Origin of the sequence: Kribbella sp. NPDC049174 (assembly GCF_043197365.1) — a bacterium.
Lineage (GTDB): Bacteria > Actinomycetota > Actinomycetes > Propionibacteriales > Kribbellaceae > Kribbella.
This window is the reverse complement of the sequence record NZ_JBICSZ010000003.1, coordinates 201,292-214,237: the sequence shown is the minus strand read 5'-3', so window position 1 is coordinate 214,237 and position 12,946 is coordinate 201,292. Positions and strand designations below refer to the sequence as shown.

Below are 12,946 nucleotides of genomic sequence, written 5' to 3'. Positions count from 1 at the left end.
CCCTCGGGCAGCATTGTCGGGTGGTGTCCGTCGTGGAGGTGTTGATCCTGCAGGGCGGCTGGGCGACGTCCGCCGAGCTGGTCAGCGCGACGTCCCGGCGTGCGCTGGCGGCGGCGGTTCGTCGCGGCGACGTCGCGCGGCTCACGCGTGGGATCTACGGGATACCCGGCCTTGCCGCGGACCTGGCGGCGGCTATCGCCTATGACGGGGTCATCTCGCATACGAGTGCGGCCGTCGGCTGGCAGTTGCCGCTGCTCGTCGTGCCGCCGAAACCCCACATCACCTTGCCGATGAACCGCAACGCCCGTTCCGGACCGCCTGCGATCTTGCACTGGGGCGCCATCGGGTCGGCTGACCCAAGCCGGCGCAGGACCTCGTTGCTGCGAACAGTCCTGGACTGCGCGCGGATCCTGCCGTTCGGCGAGGCGCTCGCGGTGGCCGACGCCGCGCTCTCCCGGGGTCGGCTGACGCAGGAGGAACTGCAGGCCGCGGCGATCGCGATGCGGGGGCCGGGACGGCCGAACGCGGTCCAGGTCGCGGCCGTCGCAAGCGGGAGCTCCGAGAGCTTCCTCGAGTCGATGCTGCGAAGCCTGCTGGTATCGGCCGGGGTCGACGGATTCGAGCCGCAGGTCCTGGTCGACCTAGGCGGCTTCCGTGTACGGGTCGACCTGGGACATCGGCCGGCTCGGGTCGCCTTGGAGGCCGAGGGCTACGAGTTCCACGGCTCGGCCGGAGACTTCGCCGCCGACTGCCGCCGGTACGACGACCTCGTCGCGGACGGGTGGCTGGTTCTGAGATTCACCTATCAGCAGGTGCTTGGTGATCCGAACTGGGTGGTCGCGACCGTCCGGAGTGCGGTCGCGCAACGGATCGGCGTACCGAGGGACGGGTAGTAGTGCCGGGCCGATCATCCGGTCCACGATGGCCCGGGCGCCATCGGCGCGCACCCGGGACTACTACCCGTTCGTCGGTACACCGCTGAAAAAGATTTGCACCAGGGCTAGGCAAAACCCTCCATTCTCGCTAATCTTTTGCGAAATCTGGTGGGAGGTGGAGTGTGAGGCGCAAAGGATTTTCACGGCGGGAGGTCCTCGCCGGGCTGGGCGCGGCGGCGGCCGCGGCGGTCGTGCCGGGATGTTCGTCCGGCGGCGCGCGATCGGGTGCGCTGCAGGTGTGGGGCGGCGTCCCGGCCGCGTCCGGCCCGGCGGCCGTCGTCGAGGCGTTCGAGAAGAAGTTCCCGCAGTACAAGGTGAACTACACCCGGTTCGTGAACGATGCCCGCGGCAACCTCAAGCTGGACACCGCGTTGCAGGGCGGACTCGACATCGACGTGTACTTCACCTACTCGCAGGCGTCGATGGCGCTGCGGGCCGGGTCCGGACTGGCCGCGGACCTGACCGACCGGGTCACCGCGGACCCGGACCTGAAACCGTTCCTGGACACGGTCGAGCCGCGGGCCTACATCGAGAACGGCAAGGTCAAGGCGCTCGCCACCGCCCGCGAGCCGGCCTTCGTCCTCTTCAACGAGAAGCTCCGGCAGCAGGCCGGTGTCGACCTGCCGCGGCAGTGGACGATCGAGGACTACCGCAGTACGGCTCGACGCCTGACGACCGGGACCACGATCGGTGCCTACTCGATCCCCGACGTCGCCCGGATCGCCCTCGGCCCCAACTACTGGTACGACGGCGATCGGTCGAACTTCGGTGATCCGCATTTCGAGCAGGGCCTGCGCCTCGGCCAGGAGATGATCGCCGAGGGATCCGCGTTCCCGTGGAGCGAGGTGCTGTCCCGGCACCTGAACGCCTACCAGCAGAACTCCTTCCTCCGCGAGGAGTTCCACCTCTGGTCGACCGCGCCGTTCAACCTGCGATACCTGTACGACCCGAAGAAGTACCCGCACGACTTCAAGGTCTCGTTCGCACCACCGCCGACGGTCGACGGCAAGGACTGGAACGGCGGCAGCTACAGCAACTTCGTCATGGTCAACCCGAAGTCGCCGAAACTCGAGGCGGCCTGGGCGTTCGTGAAGTTCTGGCTCACCGAAGGCTCCGGGCCGATGCTCAAGGCCGGCAAGCTGCCCACCCTCGGCAACGTCACCGAGGACCAGGTGATCACCGGCATGCTCGGCAAGGAGCCGGACAAGTTCTTCGACGTCGAGTCGTTCCACCGTGTCGTCCTGGACGCGGAACCCAAACTCGCCACCGACACCCGGCTGACCGGGTTCCCGGAGATCAGCCTCGCGGTCAAGCAGCAGGGCGACCTGTGCTGGCTGGGCGAGAAGGACCCGGGCGTCGCCATTCGTGAGGTACGGCGGCTCGCCGACGCCGCGATCGCCCGGAACGAGAGGAGGTCGTGATGGCCACCGCCACGGTCACGACGGCCGAGCAGACCGTCACCCGTCACCCGGAACCGTCGGCCGGGGCCGGAAAGGGGCCTGGGATCAAGCCGCGCGGCTGGATCGGGTTCCTCTTCATCGCGCCCAACCTGCTCGGCGTCATCGCCTTCACCCTGATCCCGCTGATCAGCGTCATCGTGCTCGCCTTCACCGACTGGAACCTGGTGTCCGGTCTCGGCGGCATCACCTTCAACGGCCTCGACAACTTCGTCGCGATCGCCCAGGACCCAGGCTTCTGGCGGGCGGTCGGTCTGACCCTGGTGTACGTCGGGGTGAGCGTGCCGCTGACCGTCGTCCTCGGGCTGGCGCTCGGGATCGCGCTGAACCGGCCGCTGCCGGGGCGCGCGGTTCTGCGGGCGATCTTCTTCCTGCCGTACATCGTCAACGTGGTCGCGATCGGGATGACCTGGCTGATGCTGATGAACCCGAAGGCCGGCCTGGTCAACCAGGTGCTCGACGTCTTCGGTCTGCAGCCCGGCTGGTTCGCGTCGTCGCACTGGGCGCTGCCCGCGCTGATCGTGATGGCGGTCTGGGGTGGTGTCGGCTACTGCTCGCTGATCTACCTGTCCGCGTTGCAGGACGCGCCGCGGCAGCTGTACGAGGCGGCCGATATCGACGGTGCCGGGGCGTGGGCGAAGTTCCGCGTGATCACCTGGCCGTCGTTGCTGCCGACAACGATCTTCCTGCTGGTGACGCTGATCATCGGCGCGTCCCAGGGCTTCGGGCTGATCGCGCTGATCACCGCGGGCGGTCCGGGCGACTCGACCACCACGATCTCGTACTACATGTACCAGACGGGCTTCCAGTTCTACCGGTTCGGCTACGCGTCGGCGATCGGCCTGGTGACGTTCATCGGCGTACTGGCGCTGACCTTGGTGACCTGGCGCGCGCAGCGAGGAAAGGCTCTCCATGACTAAGTCGAAGTGGCTGTGGGGGATCCCGTTGTGGATCCTGGCGATCGCCTTCCTCGCGCCGTTCGCGTGGATGCTGTCGACCGCGCTCAAGGCCGACGTGGACGCCTACCGGATCCCGATGCAGTGGATCCCGGACCCGTTCCAGTGGGACAACTTCAGCACGGTGCTGTCCGGTGCGACCTCGGTGCTGCCGGCGTTCGGCCGGTCCGTCTTCGTCGCCGTACTGCGGGTGGCCGGGGAACTCGTCACCGCGACGATGGCCGGCTACGCGTTCGCGCGGATGTCGTTCAAGGGCCGGGACCGGCTGTTCCTGCTGTACCTGGCGACCGCGATCATCCCGGCGCAGTTGCTGCTGGTGCCGCGGTTCATCTACTTCCAGAAGCTCGGGCTCTACGACACGCTGTGGGCGCTGATCCTGCCCGGCATGTTCACCGTGCTCGGCACCTTCCTGATGCGCCAGTTCTTCGTCAGCCAGCCGGCCGAGTTCGCCGAGGCGGCCCGGATGGACGGCGCCAACGAGTGGCAGGTGTTCACCCGGATCTACTTGCCATTGGCAACACCGGTGCTGAGTGCGCTCGGCATCCTGGCGTTCGTCTGGTCCTGGAACGACTACGAGACGCCGCTGGTGCTGATCAGCAACCCGGAGCGCTACACGTTGCCGCTCAGCCTGACCAACTTCGTCGACGAGCAGGGACAGATCGCGCCCGGTCTGACCATGGCCGCGTCGGTGATCTCGATCGTCCCGGTACTGATTGTCTTCGTCCTGCTGCAACGCCGGTTCATCGCCGCCATGACTCACACAGGGATCAAATAGATGCAGAACGTCTCAGGTGTCTTCCCCCATCTCGCGCAGGTCGGCGACTTCGGCCCGCCGCGCAGCGAGCTCGGCGTCGGTTCGCTGATGCCGTGGAACGGGAAGCTCTACGTCCAGAACTACAACTCGCACAAGGCGCGGTCCGGTGCCGGGGTCAGCCTGCGCCGGATCGAGCCCGACCTGTCGATGGAGATCGTGCCCGAGACGCTCGGCGTCGACGGCACTTACACCAACCGGTTCGTGCACTTCCCGACCTCGCAGCTGGTTCTCGGGCCGCACGTGATCAGTGCCGACCACAAGATCGTCACGATCCCCGAACTGCAGCCGCTGCGGGTCTGCGGTACGTCGCGCCACCTGACCAAGCCAGACACGCATGTGTACGTGCTGGCCATGGAAGGTGAGCTGCTTGAGCTCGACCTGACGACGTACGAATGCCTGCAGCTCTTCGACCTCAACGACGAACTCGACACCGACGGCGAGATGAAGGTCCATTACAAGGACTGCTACACGTCGTTCGGCCGGCTCGTCGTCTGTTCCAACGAGTACGCCGAGCCCGAGTGGGCCGGTGAGCGGTCGCGAGGCCGACTGGCGGAGTACGACGGTACGGCGTGGCGCGTGCTGGCGGACGATCCGTTCACCGCGATCGGCGGGCGGCACGAGTTCGGCGGGACCATCTTCGCGGCCGGCTGGGATCGCGCGTCGGCGATCCTCGAGGTGTTCACCGAGTCGGACCAGCAGTGGACCCGATACCGGCTGCCGAAGGCGTCGCACTGTTTCGACCACAAGTGGCAGACCGAGTGGCCGCGGATCCGGGAGGTCGAGCACGAGCGGCTGCTGCTCGACCACCACGGCATGTTCTACGAGCTGTCGCCGTGGGCGTACGGCGGCCGGATCTGGGGTGTCCGGCCGATCTCGACCCACCTGTGGGTGCTCGGGGACTTCTGCTCCTGGCGCGGGATGCTCGTCGCCGGCGCGGACAACGCGTCACCGAGTCACGGGCTCAACCCGACCACGGCGGAACCGCAGTCCGGGCTGTGGTTCGGGAAGACCGACGACCTGTGGAACTTCGGCAAACCGGCCGGGTGGGGCGGTCCGTGGTGGGAGACGCCGGTCGTCGCCGGTGAACCGTCGGATCCGTACCTGATGACCGGGTTCGACGGGAAGTGCCTGCACCTGGAGAACTTCTCCGAGCAGCCTCTGACGATCACCGTGGAGATCGACTTTCACGGGCATGGGCGGTTCGGCGCGGTCGAGTCGCTGACGGTCGAGCCAGGGCAGATCCGTACGCACGTGTTCCCGCCCGGGTTCAGTGCGCACTGGGTTCGGGTGGTGAGCGATACCGACGGTGTGGCGAGTGCCCAGTTCGTCTATACGTGATGATCACGGGATGGGATCTACTTCGATGGAGCGAGCCGGCAGCCCGAGTCCGCTGCAGCTGGTCAAGCGCGCGCTGCCGGACCTGAACGGCGCGATGCAGCGGGTCGCCGAACACGTCCTGGCGAACCCGGACGAGGTCGCGCGCGGGTCGATCACCAAACTGGCCGAGGCCGCGCAGACCTCGGCCGCGACGGTCACCCGGCTGTCCACCCACCTCGGGTTCGCCGGGTATCCCGCGCTCCGGGCCGCGCTGGCGATGGAGATCGGCCGCGGCCTCGAAGCGGGCTGGGCGAGTGACATCGGGATGGCGATCGGGCCGGCGGATCCGCCCGAGCAGGTCCTGAACGTCCTCGCGTCCACCCAGGCGAACGCGCTGCGCAACGCACTGGCCGCGATCGATCTGACCGATGCCACCCGGGTCGCCGATGCGATCGCCGGCGCGCGTCGTACCCATATCTACGGGGAGTGGGGTGACGCGATCCCGGCCCGGGAGCTCTACATCCGGTTGCTGCGGATCGGGATCCCGGTGTGGTTCTTCGACGGACCGCAGTCGTCCCAGATCGGAGCCGGGCTGCTCGGGCCGGGTGACGTCGCGCTGGTCATCACGCGGTCCGGGACGGACGCGACGACGCGGGAGTTCGTTGAGCGTTCCAAGTCGGAGGGAGCGCTGACGGTCGCGATCACCGGGGTTGTCGACGCACCGATCGGGCAGCTGGCCGACGTCACGCTCGACACCGGTACGCCGAACGGGACGACCTGGACCGAGTTCTTCGCCGGCCGGGCGAGCGACGTACTGACCGCCGGTCTGCTGTTCGTGCTGGTCGCTCAGCGCGTTCCCGACCATCTGACCGCGAACCACCCGAACGGGCCGGGACAGCCCGTGGTTCATCCGGATACCTGAGAGGTTCTTGTATGCAGCAGCTCGACGTCCGTACCGATCTGACCGTCATCGGCGGCGGCCTGGCCGGCATCTGCGCGGCGATCGCCGCGGCCCGGCAGGGGAGCACGGTGGCCCTGGTCCAGAACCGGCCGGTGCTCGGCGGCAACTCCTCCAGCGAGGTGCGAGTGTGGGTGTGCGGGGCGACCGCGCACGGCGTCCAGCACTTCGCCCGGGAGACCGGGATCATGGGCGAGCTGTTCGTCGAGAACCAGTACCGGAACCCGGAGGGGAATCCGTACTACTGGGACCTCGTACTGCTGGAGGCGGTCCGGGCGGAGCCGCGGATCTCGCTGTTCCTGAACACGGACGTGCGGACGGTGGACGCCGCGGACGGGATGATCCGATCGGTCACCGGGTGGCAGATGGGGTCGGAGAAAGAGATCCGGTTCGTCAGCCCGGTCTACGCCGATTGCTCGGGGGACGGGCTGGTCGGGTATCTCGCGGGGGCGGACTTCACGACCGGCCGGGAGCCGCGGTCGCTGTACGACGAGTCGTGGGCTCCGGAGGTCCCGGACGGGAACACGTTGGGGAGCACGATCCTCTTCTACAGCAAGGACACCGGATCGCCGGTGCGATTCGTGCCGCCGTCCTTTGCGCGGGACATCGACGAGACGGCGATTCCGTCGCGACGGATCATCCGCTCCGATCTGAACGGGTGTGCCTACTGGTGGATCGAGTGGGGTGGGGAGCTGGATGTTGTCGACGACAACGAACGGATCCGGGACGAGCTGCAGGCGGTGGTCTACGGGATCTGGGACTACATCAAGAACTCGGGCCGCTTCGACGCTGAGACGTTGACGCTGGAGTGGATCGGGTCGGTGCCTGGGAAGCGTGAGTACCGGCGGTTCCTCGGCGATCACGTGCTGACGCAGCACGACGTACTCCGGCAGACGTTGTTCGAGGACCGGGTTGCGTTCGGCGGGTGGTCGATCGATCTGCATCCGCCTGGTGGGGTGTACTCGTCCGAGCGTGGGTCGAAGCACTGGCATCCGGACGGGAACTACCACATCCCGTTGCGGTCCCTGTACTCACGGAATGTGTCGAATTTGTGGATGGCCGGGCGGAACATCAGCGCGAGTCACGTGGCGTTCGGAACGACGCGGGTGATGGCGACGTGCGCCGTACTGGGGGAGGCCGTCGGGATCGCCTCAGCCGTTGCGTCACGCAACGGGTTGTCGCCGCGGGAGTTGGCGACCGAACGGTTCGAGGTGATGCGCCGCGCGATGCAGCGTGCTGACGCGTCGGTCTTGGGTGTGGTCGACGAAGACCCGGCGAACCTCGCCCTGCAAGCCACCGTCACCGCGTCGTCCACCTTGACCTGTCCGGCGGTTGAGGTCTCGTCGGGTACGTTGCCGCTGGACAGTGATGTCGCGATGGTCGTGCCGGTCGATCCGGCGTTGGACGGTCTGCAGTTGCTGGTCGACGCGGCTCACGACGCGGTGCTGACGGTCGAGCTGCACGATCCGCTCAAACCTCAGAACTACCTGCCGCTGGCGTACGTCGACTCCCGTTCTGTCCCCGTGACTGCGGGGGAGAAGCGGTGGATCGACGTACCCGTCGACTACCGCCCGGACCGCCCCGGCAACGTGATCGTCGTCCTCAAACAGAACCCCGACATCTCTGTCCACACGGCGGCAACCGCCCTGCCCGGGATGATCTTCTTCGCCCACCGCGACCCCGCACCGGACGAGCAGTGGACCGAGCAGTTCCGCTCCTGGAAACACATCCTGCCGAGGGCCGGCCTCTGCCTCCGTCTCGGCGACACCTCGGCGTACGCCGCCTCGAACGTCATCGGCGGCTACTCCCGCCCGTACGGCGGCCCGCAACTCTGGTCCTCCGAAGACCTCGCCTGGGACCCCGAACCCTGGATCCAGCTCACCTGGCCCACCCCCGTGGAACTCGCCGAGATCGTCGTCATCCTCGACGCCGACGTCGAAGAAGACCTCATCAACCTCCACCACCACCGCACCCCGTTCGACGTCCTCCCCACCCTCCTCAACACCTACATTCTCGAGGCGCGAAACGGCAGCGCCGACTGGCAACCCATCGCCACAGTCGAGGCCAACCACCATCGAACCAACCGCCACCACGTCTCCGTAACCGCAACAGCCCTCCGCCTAAAAGCCCTAAAAACCAACGGCACCCGCCGAGCCCACGTTGTCTCACTCCGCACCTACGGCACCTGAGCTGCACGCACGGGGCTCGCCCAGAGTCGGGGTCAAGGCTGGCCGGAGGCACCCGGAGGGCCTGGCCTTGACGTCGGCGAGGACGAGGACGCCCAGCCCGGGCGGGCGCAGCGGTGTGGAGCGAGGCTGGCACCGATAGGCCGGTCGGTGTGGTGCTCTCGTCTACAGCGCGGCGTGTGAGACGAGATCTGCGGTGTCTTCAGGGACGCCGGCATCGCCCCACGGATCGACGGGATTGAAGCCAGCCGCGTGGGCGGGATCAACAGGTTTGCCAGGTCGGCCGGACTTCTCGAGGGCAGCACGCGTCGTGTCGTCACCCCAGACGGCAAAGCGCGCTGCTTCCTGGCGCGCGGCCTCGTCGGCCTGCCACCTCGAGCGGGGACCTTCGCCGGAAGCCGCGGGCTCATGCCACGGGTCGGGGCGAATGGATTCACTCCCATTGGTTTCGTCGGCCTTGTTGAGCGACTGTTCCGAGGCCGCGGGCTCGTTGGCCCGCTGATTCGGCGTGGATGGTGCGGTGCCGTTCGGTGGTGACGCGTCGACTCGGGCGTGGGCAGGCGGGTGCCCTTGGGCGGCGCGGTGAGTAATGCGTGGTGGGTCGGCCCAGGTGGGGCGCGAGACGTGGACTGCACCGTTGGTGATGGTGATCGTCCAGTGACCGTGGTGTAGGTCGATGTGGTGGCGGCGGCAGAGCAGCACCAGGTTGGAGATGGCGGTCGGGCCACCATCTATCCACGACTGCACGTGGTGGGCGTCGCACTGGATGGGTGGTGCGCCGCAGACGACGCAGCCTCTGTCGCGGGCGTTCAGGGCGCGGCGCATCGCGCGGTTGACGAGTCGTTCGGAGCGGCCGACGTCGAGTGGTTCGGAGTTCGAACCGAGTACGAGCGGGATGATGGTGGCGTCGCAGGCGAGACGGCGGATCGCGGCGGCCGAGAGCGCGTCGCCGTACCCGAGTTGACCGGTCGCGTCGGCGGTGGCGGCCTCCAGGTCGTTGAAGTCGATGGTGACGGTGATGTTCGCCTTCGCCCCGAACCCCGGCACCCACCCACCAGTCCCACCAACTCCGGCGGTCCCGGCGGTGTCGGTGGATGCAGCGGCGGGCTCGGCGGCCTCGTGCACGGCGGAACCGGAACCGTCGGTGTCGGTGGGCGCGGGCTTGGGGGCGGGCTGCCCGGTGGTTGCGGCGTGGCCGGTGGTGGGCGTGGCGGGTGGGGTGTAGCCGGTGTCGGTGGTTGTGGCGGCGATGGTTAGGGCGGTGGTGAGGGCGTCGGCCTGACGCTTTTCGCGGGGGCGGGGGTCGATTTCGCCGTCGAGGGTCTTGTGGGGGCGGGCGCCGGCGTGGATCAGGGCGCGGAGGAGTTCGGCGTTCTCGTTGGCCAGGAACCCGCGGAACTTCACACCGTTCTCGGCGTTCGCCAGAGTCAGCGACTCCCGGGCGTAGGCCTTGTCCTCGCCGGGTCCGGGGCCGTCGCTGTCCAGGAGGTCGCCGATCTCCTTGCCGGCCTTGCGTAGCTGTCCTGGCGACAGGTGCCTGGCGAGGTCGACCAGTTGTTCCTCGGCCACGGCGAGATGTTCCGGCGGGACTCTGGCGGCGACGCGGTCCAGCGCCCATACGATCGCCTGGGCCTGAGCTGGGTGGAGCGGCCGTTCACCGGCCTCCCCCGCGCCACCATCGACGGCAGGACCATTGAGGTCTGTGTCGTCGGTGTCGTCGGGATGGGTGGTGGAGACGTCGGGGTCGGCAGCGGGCGCTGGGGTGGTGTCGGGGAGGGCAGCGGAGACGGTCGGGTACTTGGGGAGGGCGCGGGCCAGGCGGACGTCGCGATGGGCCTCGATGCTGTCGAGGCGGTAGCGGAAGGTCAGCAGGCGAACGGTGTCGTGGGCGCCGATCTCGTTGGCGTATCCGGTGTCGTCGAGGCGGGCGACGAGGTGCAGACCGCGGGTCTTCAGGCGGGCGATCTCAGCATTGACCGCGTCGAGACCCGACAATATCTCGCCGCCACTCATCGACCACACCGGCCGCTCATCCAGGAGTCCCATACCGTCAACTCTAGACACACCCACCGACAGTTTTCAAAAGCCAGGATCCCTTATTTTCAAGGGGATTCAGCGAGGCAGGTTGTCCACAACCCTTACCAGGTTGTGGAAACAGTCTGGGCACAGTGGGGTGGTTGCGCTTGGCAACATAATTTGGAGGCCGCCGCGGCAGTGTCGGCGCGGCGTGACCGCGGTGGAGTGCACAGCCGGCAGCGGCCGAGACGCTTGCGTTCCCGGTCAGTGAGGATGTGAGGTCTCATGACCGGAACTCGGAGGCCAGGTGGGGTTGTTAGGTGAGTTCCAGGGTGAGGTGGGGTTTCCAGTGGTAGAGGTGGTGGGTTCGGGTGAGGGTGATGAGGGTGAGGGTGGTGATGGAGAGGGCTGTGGAGTGCGGGTCGTGGGCCAGTAGGCGGGTGGTTAGTGGGGCGGCGGGGGCGTTGTGGTTGCTGTAGGCGAGGGTGATGTGGGGGTCGAGCTCGGGGAGTTCGGGGACGGCGTCGTCGCCCCAGACGTCCGTAATGGCGGCGCGGGTGAGGTCGCGGAGGTATTGCAGGGGTTCGATCGGGCGGACCGGGAGCCGGATGGTTTCGGGGTCGAGCACGGCCGGGCCGACGGTGACCGGGAAGGATCCCAGGTTCGCGACGCGGGGGCGGGTGGCGTCGATGATGTCGGCCAGGTCGGCCTCCGGTACGCGGTCGGTGAAGCCGACGCCCTGCAGGGTGAGGTGCAGCCATTCCAGCGGCACGGGTGTGAAGCCGGGGAGGTCGTCGATCAGATCGGCGTACGACGCGTGGAGCGCAGCGATCTCCTCGCGCCCTTCGAAGGTGATGTGCCAGGTGTAGAAGCTGCGGTCGGCGCGCCAGCCCGGCCGCCAGTACCAGTGGTCGCGAACTTCTTCGAACATCAGTACTCCTCTTACTTGCTGGGCGTCGCCCGACTGGCGGGGTGACGGATGAAGACACGGATCGAGTCGTGCAGAGCGAGGGCCTTGGGATCGGTCGCGTGCCGGCTGAGCCGAGTGAGGGCGGCGACCTCGCTGATGCGGTGGATGAGTGGACGGACGCGGTACTCGACCGGTGTGCTGAGCACCGCCGCGACCGCCTCGGTCGCGCCGTCCAGCTCACCGAGTTGCAGATGGGCCTTGGCGAGTTGCAGCCGGACCATGCGTTCGGAGCCGAAGTTGCGGACCGCATGCGGTGCGGCCTCGAACATCGCGACGCCGTGGTCCGCGTGCTTCAACGTCTCCTCCGCCTCGCCGAGCGCCAGGTGCGCGTCGGACCAGATGCCCGCTGCGCGTTCCGGCGTACACAGGAACGGGCCGCCGAGCTCGGGAACATCGGTGCGGACCGTGGTGCGTTTCGCGATGGCCAGGGCTTCGCGGGCTTCGGCGTGACGCCCGGACCGGGCCAGGTCCACTGCCGACACACTCGCGAGAAACAGGGTCGAGCTGCCGCGGGCGAACTGCAGCCCGTCCTGCGCGTACGACGCCGCCCGGGCGAAGTCGTCCTGCCAGAACGCGGCCGTGTGCTGGGTGGCACGGACCCAGGCACGGAGGTCGTCGCGATCGGCGGCCTCGGCGCAGGCCCACGCCGTCCGGGTGTGGCTCTCGGCGACGTCCGGCCGGCCGAGGTCCACCGCCATCCAGCCGAGCAGGGTCAGCGCCCAGCCGGCTGTCGCGTACAGGTCGCGGGTCTGGTTCGGTGGCTGGCGTCCGGCGAGCAGGCGGAAGGCACGGTCCCGGACGGCGCGGCTGCGGACGAACAGCGCCTTGGTCGGCGTCCGCAGGTAGTTCTGGGTGATCCGCAGGATGTCCGCGTGCAGCTGTTCGACGGTCAGTTCACCGACGTTCGACTCCTCGGCGAGGGCGAGTAGCGCGACCGACTCGTCGCCGGCCTGCACCAGGTCGTCCTCCAGACCGAGCATCGAACTGGTACCGGGCTCGGGATCGACACTGCCGGGACCGCCCGGCGGGACGAACCCCAGCTCGCCGTCGTCGGCGACGTTCAGGACGTACCGCAGCCCCGACCGGTACGCCGCTCCGGGCCAGCGGACCGCACCACGCTCGAGCTTCGCGATGTAGTGCCCGTCCAGCTCGTACTTCGTCTCGGTGGTCTCCCACAGCCAGCTGCAGACGGCCTCCGCGAGTTCGGCCCGGGACATCTGCTCACCGGGCGCGCGCCGCGACGCCGTCCGCTCCCGGGCGGCTCGCAGCAGTTCGTTGGGCTCTGGCATGGCGGTAATTGTAGGTGCCCGAACACCGTCCGCGACCACGAAAGCCGG

The 12,946-nt window shown here is 68.1% G+C and carries 10 protein-coding genes; 7 read left to right on the top strand and 3 right to left on the bottom strand.

Annotated elements, in window-relative coordinates:
* Positions 1–20 precede the first annotated feature (20 nt).
* The 7 genes from ACGFIF_RS18290 (at position 21) to ACGFIF_RS18260 (ending at position 8,626) form a co-directional block, all read left to right on the top strand.
* Positions 21–893, top strand: a complete 873-nt coding sequence (locus tag ACGFIF_RS18290; RefSeq protein ID WP_393155761.1) for a DUF559 domain-containing protein — start codon at positions 21–23, stop codon at positions 891–893.
* 164 nt (positions 894–1,057) lie between these two features.
* On the top strand, positions 1,058–2,356 hold the full coding sequence (locus ACGFIF_RS18285; RefSeq protein WP_393155759.1) for an ABC transporter substrate-binding protein: 1,299 nt from the start codon (positions 1,058–1,060) through the stop codon (positions 2,354–2,356).
* Complete coding sequence (locus ACGFIF_RS18280; RefSeq protein WP_393155758.1) at positions 2,356–3,312, top strand: carbohydrate ABC transporter permease; 957 nt, start codon at positions 2,356–2,358, stop codon at positions 3,310–3,312. The genes ACGFIF_RS18285 and ACGFIF_RS18280 overlap by 1 nt, the downstream gene beginning before the upstream one ends.
* On the top strand, positions 3,305–4,123 hold the full coding sequence (locus tag ACGFIF_RS18275) for a carbohydrate ABC transporter permease (RefSeq protein ID WP_393155757.1): 819 nt from the start codon (positions 3,305–3,307) through the stop codon (positions 4,121–4,123). Before ACGFIF_RS18280 ends, ACGFIF_RS18275 begins: the two co-directional genes overlap by 8 nt.
* Entirely contained in the window at positions 4,124–5,500 is a 1,377-nt protein-coding gene (locus tag ACGFIF_RS18270; RefSeq protein WP_393155755.1) for a hypothetical protein, read from the top strand.
* Positions 5,501–5,510: 10 nt separating this feature from the next.
* The gene (locus ACGFIF_RS18265; RefSeq protein WP_393155754.1) at positions 5,511–6,401 is read left to right on the top strand and encodes a MurR/RpiR family transcriptional regulator; all 891 of its coding nucleotides are present in this window, start codon (positions 5,511–5,513) and stop codon (positions 6,399–6,401) included.
* 11 nt (positions 6,402–6,412) lie between these two features.
* On the top strand, positions 6,413–8,626 hold the full coding sequence (locus tag ACGFIF_RS18260) for an FAD-dependent oxidoreductase (RefSeq protein WP_393155752.1): 2,214 nt from the start codon (positions 6,413–6,415) through the stop codon (positions 8,624–8,626).
* Between the two features lie 162 nt (positions 8,627–8,788).
* On the opposite strand, the gene ACGFIF_RS18255 is transcribed toward ACGFIF_RS18260, so the two are convergent.
* From ACGFIF_RS18255 to ACGFIF_RS18245, 3 genes are all read right to left on the bottom strand, one after another.
* The gene (locus ACGFIF_RS18255; protein ID WP_393155750.1) at positions 8,789–10,669 is read right to left on the bottom strand and encodes a DUF222 domain-containing protein; all 1,881 of its coding nucleotides are present in this window, start codon (positions 10,667–10,669) and stop codon (positions 8,789–8,791) included.
* Positions 10,670–10,955: 286 nt separating this feature from the next.
* The gene (locus ACGFIF_RS18250; protein ID WP_393155749.1) at positions 10,956–11,570 is read right to left on the bottom strand and encodes a 2'-5' RNA ligase family protein; all 615 of its coding nucleotides are present in this window, start codon (positions 11,568–11,570) and stop codon (positions 10,956–10,958) included.
* A gap of 11 nt (positions 11,571–11,581) precedes the next feature.
* Positions 11,582–12,898 carry a hypothetical protein gene (locus tag ACGFIF_RS18245; RefSeq protein WP_393155747.1) on the bottom strand — a complete coding sequence of 439 codons (1,317 nt, stop codon included), beginning with the start codon at positions 12,896–12,898 and terminating at the stop codon, positions 11,582–11,584.
* Between the last annotated feature and the right edge of the window lie 48 nt (positions 12,899–12,946).